This is a genomic window from Xylophilus rhododendri (assembly GCF_009906855.1).
In the GTDB taxonomy this organism is placed as follows: domain Bacteria; phylum Pseudomonadota; class Gammaproteobacteria; order Burkholderiales; family Burkholderiaceae_C; genus Xylophilus; species Xylophilus rhododendri.
In genome coordinates, this window is record NZ_CP047650.1 from 620,361 (window position 1) to 641,054 (window position 20,694).

Sequence of the window (20,694 nt, forward strand, 5' to 3'; positions counted from 1 at the left end):
CGTCTCGACCCCAGCCGTCGGGCATCGACTCCCCCTCACCCTACGGGCCGCTTGCCTGGCTGATGGCCTATGGCCTCGACGCGCCCGCCGTGCAGACCATGGCGGTGAGCCTGGCCGAAGGGGAAAGCGCCCCCGACGACCAGCGGCTGCTGCAGAACGCCTGGCAGCACGCGCAACGCCGCTACAGCGACAGCGGCGGCGCTGCGCAGGCACCGGCGCCCGTCTTCCTGCCGGCCCTGCGCCGCAAGCTGCCCGCCATGTTGTCCGCTCGTGTCGCCGCAGGCCCAGGCACCGACAGCCTGGAGCCGGCCGACCGGCTCGTCACCAACCTGGTCCATGTCTTCAGCGGCCTGCTGCTGCAGGACCTGGAACTGGAGCTGCCCGACGCACAGGACAGCCTCTACAGAGCCGCGCAGAAGGACCTGCGCATCGCAGCCGCCGCCTACATCCTGGACGTGGCCGTGCCGGAACGCCTGGGTTGCCGGGCCACGGCAGAGCGCAGCCGGCATCACCGTGCCGATCTGATCTTCGTGCGCCGGCCCGGTACGGTCGCCGGGCTGGCGGAGGACATCCATGACGGACTGGTCGCCTGCACGCGGGACGATCCGCCGGAGTTCGCAACGGCGCAGCAGACGGACACCGCGCTGGCGACATTCACTGAATATGTCGAGCAGTGCCTGGACCGCATCGATGGCATGGGCAGCGCGCAATATCCGTTCTGCACTCCGCCTGCGGCTGCGGCTACTCGTTGAGCAGAGTGAACTCCACTTCCAGGTTTCGGAACTCATCGGAGCCGGGCCTGACGAGCATCCGCCTGCCAACTTCCACGGTGAAATCTGCAGGGGCAGGCAAGGAGCTCAATCGATTGCCGTTGGCGGCGTCCTTGACCTCGAATACCTTGCCCAGGCACCTGATGCTTTGCTGGTTTGCGTGCGAGATCAGCAGCTTGTCGGCAGCGCGCTTGTCCGCCGGCGTCTCCAGAGGAAATTCGCGCCGCTCACCGGCGCGCTGGAAGGTTTCCATGGCGGGGACGTCCCAGCCGATCCGGACAGATTTGCCATCGCCCTTGCCGCCAAACGCCGCTATCGCATTGATCCGCTTCGAATCGGCATGGCCCCACTGAAGGCCATGGATCTTGAGGTAGGTTGCCATTGCGAGTCCCCGCTTTCGAAAGCGATCATTCTTCGCATTCGGCGGGCAGACTCAATAGGGCGAATGGGTCGAGGAATCCCACCAACGAAAAGGGGACCCGAAGGTCCCCATGCATGGTGGCCCGCCCGAAGCGGGATGCCGACTCAGGAGCCGGCCTTCTCCAGCGACTTCTTGGCGCTCTTGGCGTCGTGCTCGGCGCTCTTCTTGTGGTACTCGGCCTTGGTGTTGTTCACTGCCTTGCCGATGGGGCCGCTTTCCTTGGCCTTGCTCTCGGCCTGCTTCTGGTCGATCTTGTGCTGGGCTGCGTCGGTGGCCTGGTCGGCCGCCTTGCCCACTTGTGCCTGTGCACCCAGGACGGCCAGCGAAGCGATGAGGGCGAATGCGATCTTTTTCATGTTCTCTCCTGAAAACGTTGAGATGGGTGCAGATTGCCTGCGTGAGGGCGCCCTGCCTGTCAGCCATCGCCCCGCCCGGGTTTCGGCCTAAGCCGGGCCTTGCTGCCGGACGAACAACTGCTCCTGCACCTCGCTGCCCCATTGCGCGCCCGCCTGCTGCTGCTTCAGCACGAAGCCCTGGGCTTCGTACAGGCGGCGGGCGGCGTCCAGCCCCTCGAAGGTCCAGAGCCGGGTTTCGGCGAAGCGGTGTTCGTCGCAGAAGGCCAGCGCCCGCTGCAGCAGCGCCTTGCCCAGGCCGCCGCCGCGCTGGCCGCCATCCACGATGAACCAGCGCAGGTGCGCATGGCCGTCGGCGAAGCCCTTGCCGTCGATGGCGACCGAGCCGACGACACGGCCGGCGCTCACCGCCGTCCACAGCCCGTTACGTGCATCGCCCAGCCGCCCGGCGAACTCGGCCAGGCCGCAGGCGACTTGGCTTTCGAACACCTGGCCGAAGCCGGCGTGCGCTGCATAGAACAGGGCATGCATCTCCACGATGCGCCCCAGGGCCCCGGGGTGGTAGCCCTGCACGATGTCGATCGGCGCGGCGCCCATGTGCGGCTTCAGCAGCCGGCCGCGCAGGCACCGCGCGATGTGAATTCCATGGTGATGCCCGACAGCGGCACGAACACCGGCACCTTGACCGCCTTGACGAAGGCCTCGGTCTTGCTGCCCGGCCGCACCTTGCCGCCCACCGTGCCCACCTCGTTGGCATGCGAGGCGATCACCGCGGCGGGCTTGACCAGCTCGTTCATCACATAAGCCGCCTCGGCCGGGCCGGTGGTGAAGCCGTCGCCCATGTTCATCACCGCCAGTTTGGCGTGATAGAGGTCGCGCACCACCCGTTCCTGGTCGGCGGTGATGCCGGTGTCGCCCGACAGATAGGTCACCAGCCCGTTGCTGAAGGTCAGCACATAGCCGGTGGCCAGGCCCACATCGCCGTAGATGCCGGCCTCCTTCATCGCCTTGCCGAGTTCGCCGCCGATGTATTCGGGCTCCACGCCGTTGCTGTGCATCGCCGTGACGGTGGCGATCTTCACCCCGCCCACCGTCACGCTGCCGCCGAAGCGCGCCAGCATGGCATTGGCCGGATTGCCGCCCAGGGCCTTGAGCTTGGCGGCGAAGAAGGGCGGCATGTCGCTGCCCACCACGATCTTCGAGTTCTTGGCCAGCGCGATGTTGACGGCGTTGGAGTTGGGGTAGTCGGACACGGACACGTCCGGCGCCGCGCAGCTGCCCGCGTTGGGCGCCGCGTTGTGCGCATTGCCCAGGTGGTCGCCGTGCATGTGGCTGACCAGCAGGATGTCGATCTTGCCCAGGCGCGGATCGGCGGCGCCGGCCACGGTGCGGCCCGGGTCGTAGAGGATGCGGGTGCCGTTGGGGTCTTCGAAGATCAGTGCGCGGTCCTGCGGGCAGAACTCGCCGTCGATGCCGCCGAGCGGCGTGACCTTGACGTTCTGGGCCCAGGCCGGTGCGGCCAGCAGGGCGAAGGCCGACACTGCGGCGGCGGCGGCGAGACGATGGATTGGCTTCATGGAGTCTCCGAAAGGGTGGGCCGGAAATCCGCGAGTATGTCGCGCGCTTCGCTGCCTGTGCAGCCACTTCGCCTTCATCGCCGCGCTGCGGCGGGCCGGACTTGCTTGCGGCTTCGTCGGCGGCCGCCGCCCTGGCCACGCCAGCATGCGCGCTTTCATCCGCAGGAAAGCCAAGCCCTATGTCCGAATGGAGCCCCCAAGCCGTCCCGGTCCGCCCTGCCCCGGCCGGCCCGCATTGCCAGGACCCGCACCACGGCGCCCCGCCCCTCACGCCGCTGCCGGTCGACCGGACGCTGGACATGCAGACGCCGCCCACGCACGGCTCGCTCGCCTGGCTGCTCACCCACCGGCTCGAAGGCGCGCAGTGGCGGCCCGGCGGGCTGGACGGCTGGCGGGTGCACCGGCTGGCCGAGCGGGGCCATGTCGCCATCGACGCCGGGCTGCAGCAGGCCTGGGAGCACGCGCGCCGGCACTGGGGCCGGCGCAGGGATCAGGAAGTGGCCATGCCGCGCGCGCCAACGCCGGTCGAACGGCAGCTGGGCAGCTTCACCACCTATGCCGCTGGCACGCTGGTCGACCTGCTCAGGAAGCCCGCCTCGCCGGATGCGGCGCCCCTGCCGCGCGATCCCGAAGACCGGCTGCTCCAGCTCGTGGCCCTGTCCCGGCTGCTGGATCTGCCGCTGCGTCCCCACATCGCTTCGCTGCTCGCCGGGCGCCCCGCCGACTGGTTGGCACGCCCGATCGACGAACTGCTGGAGCATGCGCCGGGACATGTGGCCCGGTGCCTGCGCGCCGCCGAGCAGGTCGTCGTGCAGGCACGGCGCCGCGAGCCGTCGCCGGGCTCGCCGCAGCGCAGCCTCTTCGAGCCCGGGCTCAGCGATGCCCAGTACCGGGAATGCCTCGTACTGTTCCAGCAGTACATGCAGGAATGCGTGGACCGGGCCGCCCCGGGCGCCCGCGCCGGCGCCGGCTCCCGCGGCTGAAGCCGGGCCACAGCAACGTCAGAGCCCCTGCCCGCCCGACACCTCGATGCGCTGGGCATTGATCCAGCGGTTGCCGTCCGCCAGCAGGCTGGCGACCATCGGCCCGATGTCGTCCGGCAGCCCGACCCGGCCCAGCGCCGTGCGCTCGGCGATGTGGCGGTTGATCTCCGGGTTGTCGCGCACCACGCCGCCGCCGAAATCGGTCTCGATGGCGCCCGGCGCCACGGTATTGACCGCGATGCCGCGCGGCCCCAGCTCCTTGGCCATGTACAGGCTCAAGGTCTCCACCGCGCCCTTCATGGTGGCGTAGGCCGCATAACCGGGCAGCACCATGCGGGTCAGGCCCGAGGACAGGTTGACGATGCGCCCGCCGTCGGCCAGCAAAGGCAGCAGGGCTTGCGTCAGGAAGAAGATGCCCTTCAGGTGCACGTTCACCAGCCCGTCGAACTGCGCCTCGGTGGTCGATTCGAAGGCGGCGTATTCGCCGTGGCCGGCGTTGTTGACGAGGTGGTCGAACTGCTCGCGCTGCCAGGTCTGGCGCAGCGCCTCGCGCAGCCGCTGCGCGAAATCCGCGAAGCCGGCGACGCTGCCGGTATCGAGCTGCAGCGCGACGGCGCGCTGACCCAGGCCCCGGATCTCGGCGACAGCCGCCAGCGCCTCCTCGCGGCGGCTTTGATAGGTCAGCACCACATCGCCGCCGCTGCGGGCGATGTGCTGGGCGGTATTGCGGCCGAGGCCGCGGCTGGCGCCGGTGACGAGGGTGATCTTGCTCATGCGAAAACTCCGTGCTGGTGTTGTTTGGGGACGGGCCGATGCTAGGAATCGCGGACTCCGCCGTCTTTACCGGAAGCTCGCCGTTCCTTGCCTGTTCCTCCAGGCCCCTATCGCGCGCCACCCGCGCCCCTTAGGCTCGCGTCATGACCGAGACCCTGCTCCAGTCGGTGCGCCGCCACGCGGACACCTTTGCCGATGCGAACGGCATTGCCCGAACGCCCATTCCCGGCCTGATCGCCGTGCGCGCCGAGCAGCCCAGCGGGCTGGTGCACGACATCTACAAACCCCTGGTCTGCCTGGTGCTGCAGGGCAGCAAGCAGGTGGCGGTGGCCCGACAGACCTGGTCCCTGGCGCCGGGCGATTCGCTGCTGATCGCCGCCGACCTGCCCACCGTCAGCCAGGTCACCCGCGCCACGCCGGCCGAGCCCTACCTGTCGCTGGTGCTGGAGCTGGACCTGGCCGTGATCGGCGAGCTGACGATGCAGATGCAGGCCGCCCACGGCGACGACCACCAGGCCGCCCGCGCCGTGCCCACCGACACCGAGGTGGCCGACGCGGCGCTGCGCCTGATGCGCCTGCTCGACCGTCCGCAAGCGCTGCCCATCCTGCAGGACCAGGGCGTGCGCGAATGGCATTACTGGCTATTGGCCGGCCGCCACGGCGCGGCCATCCGGCAGCTGGGCCGGCCCGAGAGCCAGGCCAGCCGGGTGGCGCGGGCGGTGGCGCTGCTGCGCGCCGAATTCGACCGGCCGCTGCCGGTGGAGCGCCTGGCGCAGACGGCGGGCATGAGCGCCTCGTCCTTCCACCATCACTTCCGGGCGGTGACCTCGCTGTCGCCGCTGCAGTTCCAGAAGCAGCTGCGGCTGATCGAGGCGCGGCGGCGCATGGTGGCCGAGGGCGCCTCGGCCAGCAGCGCGGCTTTTGCCGTGGGTTATGAAAGCGTGCCGCAGTTCACGCGGGAATACGGCCGCATGTTCGGCCTGCCGCCGGGGCGGGATAAGCAGGCCGCCTGCAATTCTGGTTCCCCTTCAATTCAGCCCTGCGGCGGCTTGGCCGCCAATGCCGCATCGGACGTATATCCCAGAACGGATTTGTAGATCACAGGGCCGTTATCACCGCCGCGGCGCAACTCCAATACATCGCCGCGCATTCCCCATCCCGGTGCAGGTAAACATTGCCGTCGAGTTCCAGGTAAGGATTCCAATAATATGTGGTGCCTCCATCGATGTGTCCACTGTATTGACCATTGATGGTCCAGCCATGCATACTGTCCTGGTCAAGAATTTTCGGACAGTTCGATAGGGCGTGTTGCTGCCATTTTTCGCTCGAAGGCGTTGGGCGGCAGATAACCCAATGTCGAATGCAGTCGAGTGCTGTTGTAGAAGCCGACGATGTAGTCGCCGATGTCTGCAGCAGCCTCAGCGTGATTGGCGTAGTCGCGCTGCCAGACGCGCTCCATCTTCAAGTTCAAGAAGAAGCGCTCCATCACCGCGTTGTCCCAGCAGTTGCCCTTGCCGCTCATGCTGGCCAGCAGGCCGTGGCGTTGCAGTACGTCGCGATGAAGCTCGCTGGCATATTGACTGCCCCGGTCGGTATGCACGATCAAGCCGGGGCTGGGTTTTCGTTGGCCAATGGCCATCTCCAAAGCCGCACAGACCAGCTCTGCCGGCATGCTCGGTGCAGTAGCCCAGCCAATCAACTTGCGTGAATACAGGTCCAGGACGGCAGCCAGATAAAGCCAGCCGCTGCGAGTCCGGATATAGGTGATGTCTGCCACCCAAGCTTGATTGGCCGAGGCTGGCGCGAATTGCCGCTGCAGCACGTTTGCAGCCACCGGCAGCGTGTGGCGGCTGTCGGTGGTGTGAACGAATTTGCGCTTCCAGCTTGGCTGCAGGCGGTGTTCGCGCATTAGTCGGCGTATGCGCCAGCGGCCAACGTCAATGCCCTGGACCTCGAGCGCAGCACGCAACCGACGGCTGCCGTAACTGCGCCCGCTCGCTGTAAATGCGGCCTTCAATTGCACCTCAATGGGCTCGATTACGGCAGGCCGAGCTGCTCGTTTAAGAGCTGCGTAATAACCTGCTCGGCTGACACTCAAGACACGACACAGCGTGCTCACTGCAACTGTCTCGGCCTTCTTCTGCCACTGAGCAATCACGCGGTGGATTACTTCAGTTCCCGGGCGAAGAAGGCCGATGCTTTTTTTAAGATGTCGTTGTCCTGGCGCAGTTGCCGCAGCTCTGCTTCGAGCTGACGAATACGCCGTTGCTCCTCGGTCAAAGGCTTGCCAATGCCGGGCTGGCCTGCACTCTCTGCATCGTATTGCTCGACCCAACGGCGCACCGCGCTGTCGGTCAGGCTCATGTCTCTGCAGACCTGTGGCACGCTCAGGTTCTGCTCTCGGATCATCTTGACGACTTGAAGCTTGAAGGCCTCGTCGAAGCTGCGGCGGGGAAGGCGGTTCGTCATGTTCCAGTTGTCCTCAGGGGTTTGAATCCCCTATCGACTTGTCTTTGGAAATTAGACCAGGACATACCGGCAGTCTTGGCGAACAAAGCCTTGGCAATTTTCAGATGCATGACCTGACCATCCAGCCAGGCCACGATTCCAAGAGTGATGCGGCAAACCACGGGGCCGTCCTTTTCGCCCCGACGCACTTCCAGCACATCGCCGGCGGCGCCGCCACTGTGATAATAGGTGCTGATGCCTTCGCGCGAATCCCCGATGCACCAACTTTCGGCGCCACCCTTGCCGATGGCGCCGAAACGTTCTCCATTACGCCAGAAGCTGAATCGCTCGGGACCGTCGAAAAGTACCTTGGAAATCTGCAGCGTGCTCTTGCCCGCGTCCCACGACAGCGAAAGGTCCAGACAGCTGCTGTAGACGACATCAAAACCGTTTTGCCGAGCCAGCCTCACCTCGAAGAAATCGCCGGGCTTTGCACCTCCGTTACCCAAGTGCAAATTGATGCCGCTGTCAAGCCAGCCCGTCAGGTAGTGAATGATGGCCTTGTCGATGTCTCCGATATATTTTCCATTCAGATAAAAACCATGCCAAGATCCTTCGTGAAGCACCGCCGTGGACATGTCAAAATGCACCCAGTCATCCTCACGACGCGCCTTGATGTAAATATTAGCAGGCGGCCAGAAATCAGCCGGTTCATTGAAAAGAGTTATCCGCAGCCTGAGATCCGGATATTTTTCGGGTAACGGTACCAATTCGACAGGCGCACCGAACGAAACGCTGAAACCGGGAGGCGTGGGCAGACGTATCATCTCCTGCCAGTTCATGGTCAGTTCCGCTCCCCATCCGTCAAATTTCACGCTCGACTGGTCTTTTTCGGATATTTTTACCTTGCCTTGGGCTGCTTTAATTGGCTCGGTCGGAATCAGAATACGACTGTATGTAAGCTCCGGAGCTCCCGGATAATCCGGATGCTCTGAATCCAGGACAAGTTCAAATTGGTTGCATCCATAACGAACGGTGCAGGTGTAGCCGCCGCTGGAATGATCCAGGAATTGAGCGGAAAAGCCCATTTCCCATATGCCCGGCGAAACCCCCTCAGGACTTGCAGTGACTTTCAGATAACTCGGCATCATGGCCTCCTGCGATTGGTTGGCTTGCACCATAGCCATTGCACGAGCGTTTGTGTGCGCCCACACACTCAATCGCATGGCCCGTTCAACCCAACGCCACCAAGCATGTACAGCACATCCCACGTCAACCCGCGATCTTGCCGATCAAGCTCTTGTCGGAGGTATAGCCAATAGCGGTACGGTAAATCACCGGCCCCTTGGCACCGCCCTCGCGCAGTTCCAGCACTTCTCCGCGTACACCGTCGTATTTGTGAAAGAGACAGGTCTCAGCAGTCTTTTCGCTGATCCCCCAGTAGTAGAGGGATCCATTATGCAAGTGCCCGCTGTACTCACCGTTGCGTTGCCACTCGTAAATTCCCGCGCCTTGCATGGCGAACTTGCCTGGAAGCCGCAGATAGATAATTCCATTATCCAGCCAAGCCAACACACCGAGCATGACGCTGAAAATCACAGGGCCTTGTACCGTACCCCTGCGCACTTCGAAGACATCTCCCAGCTTTGCGCCGTCGCGGAAATATTGCCGCGCGCCATCCTTCAAAACTCCGCCCGTCCACTCGTGATCGACTTTATTGTTGGCGATCCGGCCGGCATGCCCCCCGTCAAGAAAGAAATAATAATCGACGCCACTGGCCAGCAGCGATTCCGCCGCTTTCAGCAATATTTTCGATCCCTGCAACTCCGCGGAAATACCCAGGATGGTGCTGTACACCACGATGCCTTTTTCGTCTCCCAGCAAAAGTTCGAATTTGTCGCCCGGCTTTGCGCTGCAGCCCACCGAGCGAAAACCGTCCCCTGTGCCATGATCGTTCAAGCGATGCAATGTGCCGTCATTCGCTATGTGTCCGGCGTATCTGCCGTTCAACATGAAGGTGAACCTGCGCCCCTCGATAAAAATCGTCGTGGACAGCGCCACGTAAACCCAGTCCTTTTCTGCAAAAGTATCGACATAGCAAAACAGCCGGGTCATGTCTTCCGGCGGCTCGTTGAACACAGCGAACTGCAGGGTGAGATCAGGATAATCGGCCGCTATCGGCTTCACCACAGCCGGCTTGCCCACCGACACGCTGAACGTGGCCGGCGTGGACAGAATTTGTGTGCTGGTGTGAATCTCCCAGGTGTCCGTCCAGACACCCACCCAGTCAAGCTTCGGATGATCCTGGGTGGAAACCTTCAACTTGCCTTGCGCCGCCTTGTACGGCTCAGTCGGAATTAATTTCTGCGCCGACAGCGCATGCGCACCCGGCTCTCGCGGGAGCAACTCAACGTGGTCATTATTATAATGAATGGAGACGCGCCGATCCCGCGCCGTGTCTTGCAAATACACCGTCATGCCATTGCCCGTCAGCTCCATGGAGACTGATGGATTTTCAATAAGCTTGAAATAGGTAGCCATGTTTTCTCCACGAAATGGGCCGCCGCCCGGTGTGAAAGAATCGCGCCTACCGACATTTGTCAATTCGGACATTGAAGCACCGGCCAGGACGTGGCTTCACCTGCGTGATTACCGCGTCAGGTATTGAAATGGGTCGGCATCGGCAGAAAATTCATTCCTGCCAAATGATTGTGCGCGCCGACTTCTCTTTCTCAATAGCCCATTGAGTCCATGGGCGCTGCGCAAAAGCCGCTATGCGGCCGTCGACCCCCCGCCGCCTCGAAACTCGCCATCTCCTGCAACACCAGGCAGGCCGGCATGCAGGGTCAGCACGCCGCGCAGCATGGCCACCTTGCGGGCAATGCCGGTCTCGTCCAGGCCGGTGCCGGCACCGGTGCACTCCTCCAGCGGCACGCCGACCAGGCGGGCAGCAGCGACTGGCCTTTGGCCAGGACCTGGTCGCGCTGGGCGGCGGTCATGGCCGGCCGCGATGTTCATCCGGCGACCTTGCCGATCAGGCCGAGGTGGGCGATGTAGCCGAGCGCCGAGCGATAGATCACCGGCACCCATCGACCACAAATAGGCCAGAGCACGTCTCATCCATTTGCAGATTTTCCGACCATGGCCAGATCGGATGTATATCCAAGCACGGTTTTGTAGATGACGGGGCCGTTATCGCCGCCCCGGCGCAATTCGAACACGTCGTCACGCGACACGCCGGTCGCGCCAAGAAGGACAAACCCGTCGCCGGCATTGTATTTGTTCCAGTAGTATCGCGTGCCATTATCGATGCCGCCACTATAGATTCCATTCAGATACCCGGTATATACGCCCGCGTTCGGGTCCAGAAGCTTGTCGTCAAGACGCAGGAACATCGTTCCATTGAAAAGCCAAGCGGAAATACCGAAGGTCTTGCTGTAGATAACCTCGCCATTCTTTCCGCCTTTACGCACCTCGAACAGGTCGCCTGGGGCACCGTCCTCCCGGTAAAAACTGAGCGTACCATCCTGCAGTTTTCCGCCACGCCAATAATTGACAACGCCGTCGATCACGTCGCCGACGTACTGATCATTCTTGAAAAAGGAAATATTCAGCCCGCTCTTGACCAAGGTTTCGGAGAGCCCAAGCGAAATCTTCGTTCCTTCCAGCGAGACTGAAATTCCAAAAACATCGCTATAAACCACGGGCCCGGTTTCACTCCCCAAACGCAACTCGAACTTGTCGCCGGGCTTTGTATTTTCATTGCTGTAATAGCAGAGACCGTCCTTTATGCCATTCCCATGCCATCCGTAGACGCGTCCGCCCTCAATATGACCAAAATACTGGCCATTCATCAGAAAGCAATAATTCCGTTCTTCCCGAAGCAGGGATTCCGGAATTTGCATCCGAACCAGCGACCCATTAAGCAGAGCATTAACATAACAAAGCAAACTTACCTCATTTCCTACGCTTTCGTTCAACAATGAAAGCCGCAGAGCAAAATACGGACAGGCCTCTGGGAGAGGCTTCAACAATATCGGCTTGTAAAGCTCCAGAGCGAAGTCTGCCGGCCTGCCCAAGTGCATGACGGGATTCATGAGCCGCACGCGCTCGGAAAAATTGCCGGCCCACTCCATGCGCTGCAGGTTATCGGAGGTTATTTTTAACTTGCTTTCCGCCGCCTTGATGCCCTCGGTGGCAATCGGCTCCCGATCCGATTCGCAGCATATTGAATCGCCATACTCGAATTGATTATTCGAAAAATGGGCCGCAATCTGCCAGTCGGGGGCGGTGGGATCGGCGAATGCGACTCTGATGCCTCCGCGATAGGCATGAAAACTGGCGGCAGGATGGCTCACTATCTTGAGATAGGTCGGCATATCGAGCTCCTCGGAAATTGGGGATGGCTCCATATTTTCGCGTTGTCATCGAAGCGTGCACCCACCATCCAATAGGCCATTTGGTCCAGACGGCGCCATATCTCGAAGGCGTTACTGTTGCGGCCAAGCTCTTGTCAAGCCGCCGTCGAAACCCCCGCCGCCTCGAAACTCGCCATCTCCTGCAACACCAGGCAGGCCGACTGCAGCAGCGGCCAGGCCAGCGCCGCGCCGGAGCCCTCGCCCAGCCGCAGTCCCAGCGACAGCAGCGGCTCGGCGCCCAGGTGGGCCAGCATGGCGCCGTGGCCGCGTTCGCCGGAACGGTGGGCGAACACGCAGCGCTGGAGCACCTTCGGCGCCAGGGCCGCGGCCACCATCACGGCGGAGCTGGTGATGAAGCCGTCGACCACGATCACCCGCCGCTCGGCCGCGGCCTGCAGCACCGCGCCGGCCAGGGTGGCGATCTCGAAACCGCCGAAGGCGGCCAGGGCATCCAGCGCCGTCTGCGCATCGGCATGCAGGGCCAGCACGCCGCGCAGCACCGCCACCTTGCGGGCGATGCCAGCCTCGTCCAGGCCGGTGCCGGCACCGGTGCATTCCTCCAGCGGCACGCCCACCAGGCGGGCCAGCAGCAGCGAGGCGGCCGAGGTGTTGCCTATGCCCATCTCGCCGAGCAGCAGCACATTGCCGGGCAGGCCGCGCACCAGCGACTGGCCGTTGGCCAGGGCGTGGTCGCGCTGGGCGGCGGTCATGGCCGGGCCGGTGGAAGCATCGGCGGTGCCGCGGGCGATCTTCAGTTCGGCCAGGCCGGGCCGCGGCGCGAAATCGTGCGCCACGCCGCAGTCGGCCACGGTGAGCGCCAGGCCATGCTGGCGCGCCAGCACGCTGACGGCGGCGCCGCCGGCCAGGAAGTTCTCCACCATCTGCCAGGTGACGTCACTCGGATAGGCCGACACGCCACGCGCCGCCAGCCCATGGTCGGCCGCGCAGACCAGCAGCTGCGGCGCCTGCAGCCGGGGCGATTCGCTGCCCAGGATCAGGCCGATCTGCAGCGCCAGCGACTCCAGCCGGCCGAGCGAGCCCAGCGGCTTGGTCTTGTGGTCGATCAGGTGCTGGAGGCGGGCCGACAGGGCGGCGTCGCGCAGGTCGGGGATGGAGGGAAGAACGAAGGTCATGGAACGGTCAGGAGAGAAGCGCTGAGGCGGCGGCGAGTGTATCGGCCGGCGCCTGTCCCGCTCCTGACCTGCCGTGCCTTATTCCACCTTGGCGCCGGAGGCCTTGACCACCTCGGCCATGCGCACATAGTCCACCGCCAGCAGCTTGCCGAAATCGGCGCTGCTCATGGCCTGCGGGCGGATGCCCTGCTTGTCCAGCCGCTCCAGGATCACCGGATCCTCCAGCAGCTTGTTGACCGCCGCGTTCACCCTGGCGACCTGCGCGGCCGGCGTGGCGACCGGGCCCAGCAGGCCGAACCAGGAATCGAACTGGTAGCCCGGCAGGCCGCTCTCGGCGATGGTGGGCACGCTGGGCAGGTACTTGGAACGCTGGGTGGAGGTCACGCCGATCAGGCGCACACGGCTGTCGTTGGTGAAGGCCAGCGCGCCGATGCTGGCGGCGATGATGGACTGGGCCCGGCCCGACAGCACCTCGTTGATCGCCTCGCCGGTGGCCTTCAGCGGGATGTGCACCACGTCGATGCCGGCCTTGCCGTTGAAGTAGGCCATGGCCAGGTGGGTGGCGCTGCCCACGCCGCTGGTGGCGTAGTTGAGTTTGCCGGGGTTGGCCTTGGCGTAGCGGATGTATTCGGCCACCGTCTTGGCGGGCACGTCGGCGTGGATCATCAGCACGTAGTCGGCGGTGCCGATGTGCGCGATGGGCACGAAGTCCTTCTGCGGGTCGTAGTTCAGCTTGGTGTAGAGCGTGCCGGCGATGTTGTGGCTGGCCGCCGCCAGCACCATGGTGTTGCTGTTGCCCGCGGCCTTGGCCACGTAGCTGGTTCCCACGGTGCCGCCGGCGCCGGCGCGGTTCTCCACCAGCACCGGCTGGCCCAGGGCCAGGCCGAGTTCGGTGGAGAACGAGCGCGCCAGGATGTCCTGCACGCCGCCGGCCGCGAAGGGCACGACCACATGGGTGACCTGGCTGGGCGCCTGGGCGAAGGCACGGCCGGCGGCCGCGGTGGCGCCCAGGGCGAAGGTGGCGCCGATGAAGCGGCGGCGGTCTGCGGTCATTTCTGCTTTCTGAGGGGAAGGGGAAAAAATGGGTCGTATCAGTTCACGCACAGCTCGTCGGCCAGGCGGCGCATGAAACGCTCGCACCAGGCCAGCTGGTCCAGCGTCACCCATTCGTTGGGCTGGTGCGCCTGGGCGATATGGCCCGGGCCGCAGACGATGGTGGGCACTCCGACCTGGTGGAACAGCGCCGCCTCGGTGCCGAAGGAGACCTTCACCGCCTGGCTGGCGCCATCGACCTCGGCGCAGCGAAAGCTGATCTGCGCGATCTCGCTGGCGGCGTCGGTGGCAAAGCCCGGCAGCACCGAGGTCTGGCGGTGGGTGATGCCGGTCTCGGGCGCCACCGCCTGCATGGCGGGAATCAGGCTGTCGGCGAATTCCTTGGCCTCGTTGAACAGGGTCAGCGGAGAGTCGAGATGGTGATGCCGGATCTCCCAGGCGATCTCGCAGTCGCGCGGAATGATGTTGAGCGCCGTGCCGCCCTGGATCACGCCGGTATGCACCGTCGTGTAGGGCACGTCGAACAGCGGATCGAAGGGGCCTTCGGCGGCCAGGCGGCGCGCCATGGTCTTGAGTTTGGTGACGAACTCGCAGGCCACTTCCACCGCGTTCACCCCCAGCGGGGTGAGCGAGGAATGCGCCTCGTGCCCGCGCACCGAAGTCTTGTAGCCGTGCTTGCCCTTGTGGGCGATCACCACCTGCATGCCGGTGGGCTCGCCGACGATGCAGCCGGCCGGGCGGTAGCCCTTGTCGACCATCATGGCGATCATGCGGCGCACGCCGATGCAGCCGACTTCCTCGTCATAGCTGAAGGCCAGGTGCACCGGGCGCTTCAGCTTGCGCTTCAACAATTCAGGCACCAGCCAGAGCGCGGTGGCGCCGAAGCCCTTCATGTCGGTCACGCCGCGGCCGAAGAGCTTGTCGCCGACCAGGGTGGCGGTGAAGGGATCGGTGTCCCAGGGCTGGCCGTCGACCGGCACCACATCGGTATGGCCGGAGAGCACGATGCCGCCGACCTTGGTCTCGCCGTTCTCGGCCGGCAGCGTGGCCCAGAGGTTGGCCTTGCGGCCGCTGTCGTCGTGGGTCAGCTCACAGTGGACGCCCTGGCTTTCCAGCAACTCGCGGGTCCAGTCGATGAGGGAGAGATTGCTGTCGCGCGAGACCGAGGAAAAGGAGATCCACTTCTCGATCATCGGCAGCGCGGCCAGGTTGGCGGCGGTGGCCGGTGCGTGGCTCGGCGGTGTGAAGGGGGCGTTCATGGCGGATCCGAAAAACGATGGAGTCCGGCATCGTATGCCGGCCCGGATCCGAGGCAATTCCTGTGCCCGGCAAAAGCCTGCAGGGCCGCGCGGCTAGGTCGGGGGGGCCAGCCTGTCGCGAGCGGCCAGCCTTACGAGTGCACGAATTTGATCAGGACGACCGAATCGGGTGCTGTGTCGGGGAATGGCGCCACGCGATAATCCATGTCTGCTTTGAAAATCGACTCCGATCTCTTTCTCAAAAGGGTTTCAGGAAACAGAGCCGATATGGACGCCAGAACGCCCTTCATGGTGATTTGTTGATGAACCTGGTCGGAAATCCTGATCCTGCCTGGCGTGGCGTTCGATTCCCGAGCAGCCTCGACATCGCTCCAACTCCTGTATTCCATTTCGTTCACAAAAAATTCCTGGCTGGCAAGTGGAGTTGCGCCATCGGCGCCGAATTTGGTCCACCTCATCCAGCCGAAACTGCCGCGCGGAATCCAGGGAAACACCTCAACCCGGTAATGGATGCCCTCGATTTTGTATTCCAGGCGATTGTTCGGGCTCAGGGAAAAATCGGAGCCATTCAACACTTGCAGATAAGTCGGCATAAATCAGCTCATTCTTGATGTGAAACTGCGCTCCAGAGCGTGCCGATTGTGAGGCGCCCCTGGCCCCACATGAATGGAATGCGTTGATCCTTTCAGGCTCGTGGGAGAGCCGAAATGCTCAGTCGATCAAACCGTCCAGTACATGCGGGTCGAAACATCGATCAGCCATCGCGGCCAGGCCGTCGAAGACGCTGTCGAGCGTGGGGGCCCCGGCGCCGAACAGGGCGTGCAGCACGGCCGGGTCCTCGAACATGCCGTGCAAGTACACCCCCAGCACATTGCCGTGCGCGTTCTGCCAGCCCAGGCCGGCGGGCAGCACCGCATGCGGCGCGGCCAGGTCGGGGCGCGGTGCGGTCTGGCCCTGGTGGATCTCGTAGCCGGACAGCGCAACGCCCGACAGCGCCGACCAGCTGCCGCGCACCGTGCCGAAGCTGGCGCGGGTGTGGCGCACCGTCTTCTCGGGTGAGAAGGCGGTGACCAGCGGCAGCAGGCCCAGGCCGGGGCCGTTGCCGTCGATGCCGTGGGCATCGACCAGGGCCTCGCCCAGCATCTGCAGGCCGCCGCAGATGCCCAGCACCGGCCGGCCGCGGGCGGCGTGGGTGGTGACGGCGGCGTCCAGGCCCTGCGAGCGCATCCAGGCCAGGTCGCCGCTGGTGTGCTTGGAGCCGGGCAGTACGATCCAGTCGGCGGCATGCAGTTCTGCCGGCGTGCGGGCCCAGACCAGGCGCACGCCTTCGATGTTCTTCAGCGCCTGGTATTCGTCCAGGTTGCTGATGCGCGGATAGGCCACCACCGCGATGGTGCGGCGCACCGTGCCGGCGGCGCCGGCCGGGCGGTCGTCGAACACGCCGTCTTCTTCCGGCAGGCCGTGGCGCCAGAACATGGGCACGGTGGCCACCGTGGGCACGCCGGTCATCTCGCGCAGCATCTCGGGGCCGGGTGCCAGCAGGCTGGCGTCGCCGCGGAATTTGTTGAGCACGAAGCCGCGCAGCAGTGCGCGGTCGGCCTCGGGCAGCAGCGCCCAGGTGCCGTAGAGATGGGCGAAGGCGCCGCCGCGGTCGATGTCGGTGACCAGCAGGCAGCGGGCATCGCCGTGGCGCGCCACCTTCATGTTGACGATGTCGCTGGACTGCAGGTTGATCTCGGCGGGCGAGCCGGCGCCTTCGATGACCACCACGTCGTTCTCGGCGCGCAGCGCAGCTAGCGCATCGGCCACGAAGGGCCAGACATGGGCGCTGCGTTCGCGCCAGGGCAGGCGCGACAGGGCGGTGTCGACCTGGCCCATCAGCACCAGCTGGCTGGCGGTGTCGCGCTCGGGCTTGAGCAGCACCGGGTTCATGCGCACATCGGGCACGGCGCGCGCGGCCAGGGCCTGGAAGTACTGGGCGCTGCCGATCTCGCCGCCGGTCACCACCCGGGCGTTGTTGCTCATGTTCTGCGCCTTGAAGGGCGCGACCTTCAGGCCCTGGTCGGCGTACCAGCGGCACAGGGCCGTGGTCAGCCAGCTCTTGCCGGCGCCGCTGGTGGTGCCCAGCACCATCACGCAGCGCGCGGTCACAGCAATCGAACCTGCTGGTCGGAATCGCCTTTTCTGACTTCCACGATGCCGTCCAGCGCCTTCACCATGGCGGGGAAGTTGGCGTGGCCGTATTCCTTGGGGTCGAAGGTGGGGTCGAGGCGCTTGATCATGTGGAAGATCGAGCCCTTGTTCACCCAGGGGTCGCCCTTGGTCTCGGCCAGCAGGTGCACCGCGCGGCGCAGCATCTCGGCGGCCGGGTCGAGCGGGGGCGGCGGCGGGGCGGCGGGGGTCTCGGGCGGCAGTTCCTCGGGCGGTTGCTCGATCAGGTTCTCGTAGTAGCGGAACTCGTGGCAGCTCTTGGCCCAGTGGCGGTTGGTGGAGCGCCGGGTGCCGATGCCCACGAGGGTGCGGCCGGCGGCCTTGATCTTCTGCGAGACGGGCATGAAGTCGCTGTCGCCGCCGACGATGATGACGGTGCCGATATGGCTGAAGCGCTGGATGTCTTCCACCGCGTCCAGGCAGAGCTTGATGTCCGCCCCGTTCTTGGCCGAGGCGCCGGGCGGGAAGAGCTGGATCAGCTCGACCGCGCCCTGCAGCAGCGCGTCGCGGTAACGGCCGTAGAACTGCCAGTTGCAGTAGCCCCGGTTGATCGCCACCGGGCCGAAGGAGGCGGCCAGCTCGACGATGGCCTGCACGTCCACCAGCGGCTCCTGCACCTTGAAGCGGTTGTCGGTCTTGCCGTAGGTGCCCTCGCCGTAGCGGTCTTCCACCAGGCTGGCGTGCAGGTTCTCGAAGTCCCAGTAAAGGGCGACGGACCGGTTGTCTTCGTTGTCGGGGCGTGCCATGGCGGAAAAGGAAATCAGGGCTGCGGGGCGTGCATGTTAGAGGGAGCGCGCCACCGCGTCGGCCAATGCCCTTTGCGCCGGCGGCGGCAGCACGCCCAGGCGCAGGTGGCCGGGCAGGCCGAAGGAGGCGCAGTCGCGCACCTGCACGCCCAGGGCGCGCAGGCGGGCCGGCAGGTCGGACGGGGTGGACTCGGGCAGGCGCACGGCGAAGAAGTTGGCGACCGAGGGCAGGCAGTGCCAGCCCAGGTCTTCGCAGAGGTTGAGCTGGGCGAGTTTCCAGCCGCGCAGGGTCTCCAGGCTGTCGGCCAGCCAGGCCTGGGTGTCCGCCCGGCACCAGGCATCGAGCATGGCCACGCCGTGGCTGCCGATGGGCCAGGACGGCGCGAGGCGGTCGAGCGCTGCGGCCTCGTCCTGCGCGCCGGGCGGCGCCACCAGATAGGCGGCACGGATGCCGGTCATGCCCAGGGCCTTGTTGGGGGTCCACAGCTGCCAGAAGCGGTCGGCGGAGGGGCCGGCCCAGGGGTCGGGGCCTTCCAGGCGCAGCGGCGCATAGGCGCGGTCGACCACCCGCAGCGCGGCGCCGTCGCTCTCGCCCGGGGTGTCGGACAGGCCCAGCGGGCTCGATGGGTCACAGGCCCAGGCCAGCGCATGGGCGGTGTCGGCGCCGCGCAGCTGAACTTCCAGGCCCCAGGCTTCGGCGGCGTGGCGGTAGTCGCCGTAGGCATAGCCGGGCAGCACGGCTCGCCGGATGCCGCGCTGCACCGCGCGGGCGGTCAGGCGCAGGATGGCCTCGCTGGCGCTGGCCGCGGGCACGATGCGCGCCACGTCCACGCCGTGGTGGGCGGCCAGGTCGTGGCGCAGGGCTTGATAGGCGGGATCGGGGTAGGCGCGCGGGTCGGCCCGCATCACGGCGGACAGCGCGCTCGGGCAAGGGCCGCAGGCGTTGGCGTTGGTCGAGAAATCAAAGGGGGCCGGACCGGAAGCATCCGGTCCGCCATGGGCGCGGTAGGGCATCAGGGCAGTACTCCGCCCAGCAGTGCGAGCAAACCGATGGAAAGGACGATGCGGCCGGTGCAGCGCAGGGCGGCGGCTGTGTCTGCCGCCTGCGGCACGCGGCCTTCGGGGAACAGCAGGTAGTGGCCGGGCTTGCCCAGGCGCACGCCCAGGCGCAGGGCCATGGCGCCCATGGGCCAGCCGCCGTTGGGGGATAGGGTGATGCGCGCTTGCGCGGGCAATGCGCGCCACGCGGCCAGGGGCGCGCCGACCAGCATCAGGGCGGCCGACAGGCGGGCGGGCAGCCAGGACAGCAGGTCGTCGGCCCGCGCCGTCCACTTGCCGGCCCATTCCCAGCAGCGGCCCTGGCGGCTGCCCCGATAGCCCCACATCGCATCGGCGGTATTGGCGAAACGGTAGAGCGCGGCGCCGGGCAGGCCCAGCAGCAGGAACCAGAACAGGGGCGCGATCACCGAATCGTTGAAGTTCTCGGCCAGGCTTTCGATGGCGGATTCGCGGACTTCCGAGGCGGTCAAGACCGAGGTGTCGCGGCTGACCAGGCGGGACAGCCGCGCCCGGCCGGCGCCCAGCGAATCGGCCAGCGCGGCTTCCACCGCCGAGGTCTCGTCGCGCAGCATGCGCCAGGCCAGCAGAGGCTTGAGCGCCAGGCCGAGCACGGCGGCGGCGAGCCAGGGATGCAGCAGGCGCATCGCCAGGTCCTGCACGGCCCAGGCGATCAGCACGCAGGCCAGTCCGCCGACAAACCAGGCCGCGGCACCTCGCCAGAAAGCCGGCATGTCGCGGCCCGGCGGGCAGTCACCCAGGGGCGCCACCCGCCTGCCGGCCCAGCCGAGGTAACGCCCCATGCCCACCACCGGATGCCAGCGGCGCGGCTCGCCCAGGGCGATGTCCACCCCCAGCGCCAGCAGCACGGCCAGCGCGGCGACGGCCCAGGGCAGTCCGCTCAATCCTCGATGCCCCGCTGCGCCGGCACGCCGGCCTGGAAGGCATGTTTGACCATGGTCATCTCGGTGACGGTATCGGCCAGCTCGATGATCTCGGGCGGGCAGCGCCGGCCGGTCAGGCACACATGCACCTCGCGCGGGCGCTGGCGCAGGGTGTCGAGCACGTCCTGCAGCGGCAGCCAGCCGTAGATCAGCGGGTAGGTGATCTCGTCGAGCACCACCAGGAAGAACTCGCCCGACAGGATGGCGTTGCGTGCCTTCACCCAGCCGTCGCGCGCCAGCTGCGCGCTGCGCTCCAGGTCCTGGCTCTTCCAGCTGAAGCCGTCGCCCAGGCCCTCGATGGGAATGCCCAGTTGTTCGAAGATGCGGTGTTCGCCGAAGCGCGCCGAGGGCACCTTCATGAACTGGTAGATGTGCACCGGCTTGCCGCGGCCATGGGCGCGCATGGCCAGTCCGAAGGCCGAGGTGCTTTTGCCCTTGCCGTCGCCGGTGTTGACGATGACCAGGCCGCGGCGTTCGCCCTCGGGCTTCTCGTAGGGCTTCTCGGTGGGTGGGGTTTCGATTTGCATGGAGGTCTTTCGTAGAGTTGG

At 65.6% G+C, this 20,694-nt stretch carries 22 protein-coding genes; 3 read left to right on the plus strand and 19 right to left on the minus strand.

What is annotated here, in order from left to right:
- The first annotated feature begins 62 nt into the window (after positions 1-62).
- Positions 63-752: a hypothetical protein gene (locus GT347_RS02900; protein ID WP_160550541.1), complete on the plus strand. Its 690-nt coding sequence runs from the start codon at positions 63-65 to the stop codon at positions 750-752.
- On the opposite strand, the gene GT347_RS02905 is transcribed toward GT347_RS02900, so the two are convergent.
- The 4 genes from GT347_RS02905 to GT347_RS02920 form a co-directional block, all read right to left on the minus strand.
- Entirely contained in the window at positions 742-1,152 is a 411-nt protein-coding gene (locus tag GT347_RS02905) for a hypothetical protein (protein ID WP_160550542.1), read from the minus strand. The two genes, GT347_RS02900 and GT347_RS02905, sit on opposite strands and share 11 nt — an antisense overlap.
- Before the next feature lie 143 nt (positions 1,153-1,295).
- The gene (locus tag GT347_RS02910; RefSeq protein ID WP_160550543.1) at positions 1,296-1,547 is read right to left on the minus strand and encodes a hypothetical protein; all 252 of its coding nucleotides are present in this window, start codon (positions 1,545-1,547) and stop codon (positions 1,296-1,298) included.
- 87 nt (positions 1,548-1,634) lie between these two features.
- Positions 1,635-2,141: a GNAT family N-acetyltransferase gene (locus GT347_RS02915; protein WP_160550544.1), complete on the minus strand. Its 507-nt coding sequence runs from the start codon at positions 2,139-2,141 to the stop codon at positions 1,635-1,637.
- A gap of 8 nt (positions 2,142-2,149) precedes the next feature.
- Positions 2,150-3,121 carry an MBL fold metallo-hydrolase gene (locus GT347_RS02920; protein WP_160550545.1) on the minus strand — a complete coding sequence of 324 codons (972 nt, stop codon included), beginning with the start codon at positions 3,119-3,121 and terminating at the stop codon, positions 2,150-2,152.
- Between the two features lie 179 nt (positions 3,122-3,300).
- Here GT347_RS02920 and GT347_RS02925 point away from each other — a divergent pair, with 179 nt between their 5' ends.
- Positions 3,301-4,104, plus strand: coding sequence for a hypothetical protein (locus tag GT347_RS02925; protein ID WP_160550546.1), 804 nt, complete (start codon positions 3,301-3,303; stop codon positions 4,102-4,104).
- Positions 4,105-4,122: 18 nt separating this feature from the next.
- Here GT347_RS02925 and GT347_RS02930 read toward each other — a convergent pair whose 3' ends face one another.
- Positions 4,123-4,878: an SDR family NAD(P)-dependent oxidoreductase gene (locus tag GT347_RS02930; protein WP_160550547.1), complete on the minus strand. Its 756-nt coding sequence runs from the start codon at positions 4,876-4,878 to the stop codon at positions 4,123-4,125.
- 143 nt (positions 4,879-5,021) lie between these two features.
- Between GT347_RS02930 and GT347_RS02935 the strand changes: the two genes are divergently transcribed.
- Positions 5,022-5,975: an AraC family transcriptional regulator gene (locus GT347_RS02935; RefSeq protein ID WP_160550548.1), complete on the plus strand. Its 954-nt coding sequence runs from the start codon at positions 5,022-5,024 to the stop codon at positions 5,973-5,975.
- A 179-nt stretch (positions 5,976-6,154) separates the two neighbouring features.
- On the opposite strand, the gene GT347_RS02940 is transcribed toward GT347_RS02935, so the two are convergent.
- The 14 genes from GT347_RS02940 to cobO form a co-directional block, all read right to left on the minus strand.
- Positions 6,155-7,347, minus strand: a protein-coding gene (locus GT347_RS02940) for an IS3 family transposase (protein WP_160550549.1) whose coding sequence is annotated in 2 segments (ribosomal slippage) — positions 6,155-7,074 and positions 7,074-7,347 — 1,194 coding nt in all. Because the reading frame shifts where the segments join, the coding sequence is not laid out codon by codon here.
- On the minus strand, positions 7,344-8,513 hold the full coding sequence (locus GT347_RS02945; protein ID WP_160550550.1) for a hypothetical protein: 1,170 nt from the start codon (positions 8,511-8,513) through the stop codon (positions 7,344-7,346). The genes GT347_RS02940 and GT347_RS02945 overlap by 4 nt, the downstream gene beginning before the upstream one ends.
- Positions 8,514-8,598: 85 nt before the next feature.
- Positions 8,599-9,867 (minus strand): hypothetical protein, encoded by a 1,269-nt coding sequence (locus GT347_RS02950; RefSeq protein WP_160550551.1) that lies wholly within the window; start codon positions 9,865-9,867, stop codon positions 8,599-8,601.
- A 231-nt stretch (positions 9,868-10,098) separates the two neighbouring features.
- Positions 10,099-10,344 carry a nicotinate-nucleotide--dimethylbenzimidazole phosphoribosyltransferase gene (locus GT347_RS28015; protein ID WP_407704133.1) on the minus strand — a complete coding sequence of 82 codons (246 nt, stop codon included), beginning with the start codon at positions 10,342-10,344 and terminating at the stop codon, positions 10,099-10,101.
- Between the two features lie 98 nt (positions 10,345-10,442).
- Positions 10,443-11,705 carry a hypothetical protein gene (locus GT347_RS02960; protein ID WP_160550553.1) on the minus strand — a complete coding sequence of 421 codons (1,263 nt, stop codon included), beginning with the start codon at positions 11,703-11,705 and terminating at the stop codon, positions 10,443-10,445.
- A gap of 134 nt (positions 11,706-11,839) precedes the next feature.
- Entirely contained in the window at positions 11,840-12,877 is a 1,038-nt protein-coding gene (gene cobT / locus GT347_RS02965) for a nicotinate-nucleotide--dimethylbenzimidazole phosphoribosyltransferase (RefSeq protein ID WP_160550554.1), read from the minus strand.
- 78 nt (positions 12,878-12,955) lie between these two features.
- Entirely contained in the window at positions 12,956-13,930 is a 975-nt protein-coding gene (locus GT347_RS02970) for a tripartite tricarboxylate transporter substrate binding protein (protein ID WP_160550555.1), read from the minus strand.
- 38 nt (positions 13,931-13,968) lie between these two features.
- Positions 13,969-15,189 (minus strand): acetylornithine deacetylase, encoded by a 1,221-nt coding sequence (argE, locus tag GT347_RS02975; RefSeq protein WP_160550556.1) that lies wholly within the window; start codon positions 15,187-15,189, stop codon positions 13,969-13,971.
- Between the two features lie 131 nt (positions 15,190-15,320).
- Positions 15,321-15,782, minus strand: a complete 462-nt coding sequence (locus GT347_RS02980) for a hypothetical protein (RefSeq protein WP_160550557.1) — start codon at positions 15,780-15,782, stop codon at positions 15,321-15,323.
- A 118-nt stretch (positions 15,783-15,900) separates the two neighbouring features.
- A complete protein-coding gene (locus GT347_RS02985) occupies positions 15,901-17,340 on the minus strand; it encodes a cobyric acid synthase (RefSeq protein ID WP_160550558.1) in 1,440 nt (479 codons plus the stop codon).
- On the minus strand, positions 17,337-18,146 hold the full coding sequence (locus GT347_RS02990; RefSeq protein WP_160550559.1) for an NYN domain-containing protein: 810 nt from the start codon (positions 18,144-18,146) through the stop codon (positions 17,337-17,339). The genes GT347_RS02985 and GT347_RS02990 overlap by 4 nt, the downstream gene beginning before the upstream one ends.
- A gap of 36 nt (positions 18,147-18,182) precedes the next feature.
- On the minus strand, positions 18,183-19,160 hold the full coding sequence (locus tag GT347_RS02995) for an aminotransferase class I/II-fold pyridoxal phosphate-dependent enzyme (protein WP_160550560.1): 978 nt from the start codon (positions 19,158-19,160) through the stop codon (positions 18,183-18,185).
- Positions 19,160-20,107: an adenosylcobinamide-phosphate synthase CbiB gene (gene cbiB, locus GT347_RS03000; protein ID WP_160550561.1), complete on the minus strand. Its 948-nt coding sequence runs from the start codon at positions 20,105-20,107 to the stop codon at positions 19,160-19,162. Before cbiB ends, GT347_RS02995 begins: the two co-directional genes overlap by 1 nt.
- On the minus strand, positions 20,104-20,673 hold the full coding sequence (cobO, locus tag GT347_RS03005; protein ID WP_160550562.1) for a cob(I)yrinic acid a,c-diamide adenosyltransferase: 570 nt from the start codon (positions 20,671-20,673) through the stop codon (positions 20,104-20,106). The genes cbiB and cobO overlap by 4 nt, the downstream gene beginning before the upstream one ends.
- Positions 20,674-20,694 lie beyond the last annotated feature (21 nt).

Bases quoted from the DNA above. Each gene is read 5' to 3' on its own strand.
- GT347_RS02920 (WP_160550545.1), bottom strand. From the start codon at position 3,121: ATGAAGCCAATCCATCGTCTCGCCGCCGCCGCCGCAGTGTCGGCCTTC.
- GT347_RS02915 (WP_160550544.1), bottom strand. From the start codon at position 2,141: ATGGGCGCCGCGCCGATCGACATCGTGCAGGGCTACCACCCCGGGGCC.
- GT347_RS02970 (WP_160550555.1), bottom strand. From the start codon at position 13,930: ATGACCGCAGACCGCCGCCGCTTCATCGGCGCCACCTTCGCCCTGGGC.
- GT347_RS28015 (WP_407704133.1), bottom strand. From the start codon at position 10,344: ATGAACATCGCGGCCGGCCATGACCGCCGCCCAGCGCGACCAGGTCCT.
- argE (WP_160550556.1), bottom strand. From the start codon at position 15,189: ATGAACGCCCCCTTCACACCGCCGAGCCACGCACCGGCCACCGCCGCC.
- GT347_RS02960 (WP_160550553.1), bottom strand. From the start codon at position 11,705: ATGCCGACCTATCTCAAGATAGTGAGCCATCCTGCCGCCAGTTTTCAT.
- GT347_RS02935 (WP_160550548.1), top strand. From the start codon at position 5,022: ATGACCGAGACCCTGCTCCAGTCGGTGCGCCGCCACGCGGACACCTTT.
- GT347_RS02905 (WP_160550542.1), bottom strand. From the start codon at position 1,152: ATGGCAACCTACCTCAAGATCCATGGCCTTCAGTGGGGCCATGCCGAT.
- GT347_RS02995 (WP_160550560.1), bottom strand. From the start codon at position 19,160: ATGCCCTACCGCGCCCATGGCGGACCGGATGCTTCCGGTCCGGCCCCC.
- GT347_RS02950 (WP_160550551.1), bottom strand. From the start codon at position 9,867: ATGGCTACCTATTTCAAGCTTATTGAAAATCCATCAGTCTCCATGGAG.
- GT347_RS02925 (WP_160550546.1), top strand. From the start codon at position 3,301: ATGTCCGAATGGAGCCCCCAAGCCGTCCCGGTCCGCCCTGCCCCGGCC.
- GT347_RS02990 (WP_160550559.1), bottom strand. From the start codon at position 18,146: ATGGCACGCCCCGACAACGAAGACAACCGGTCCGTCGCCCTTTACTGG.
- cobO (WP_160550562.1), bottom strand. From the start codon at position 20,673: ATGCAAATCGAAACCCCACCCACCGAGAAGCCCTACGAGAAGCCCGAG.
- cobT (WP_160550554.1), bottom strand. From the start codon at position 12,877: ATGACCTTCGTTCTTCCCTCCATCCCCGACCTGCGCGACGCCGCCCTG.
- GT347_RS02900 (WP_160550541.1), top strand. From the start codon at position 63: ATGGCCTATGGCCTCGACGCGCCCGCCGTGCAGACCATGGCGGTGAGC.
- GT347_RS02930 (WP_160550547.1), bottom strand. From the start codon at position 4,878: ATGAGCAAGATCACCCTCGTCACCGGCGCCAGCCGCGGCCTCGGCCGC.
- GT347_RS02910 (WP_160550543.1), bottom strand. From the start codon at position 1,547: ATGAAAAAGATCGCATTCGCCCTCATCGCTTCGCTGGCCGTCCTGGGT.
- GT347_RS02980 (WP_160550557.1), bottom strand. From the start codon at position 15,782: ATGCCGACTTATCTGCAAGTGTTGAATGGCTCCGATTTTTCCCTGAGC.
- GT347_RS02945 (WP_160550550.1), bottom strand. From the start codon at position 8,513: ATGGCTATGGTGCAAGCCAACCAATCGCAGGAGGCCATGATGCCGAGT.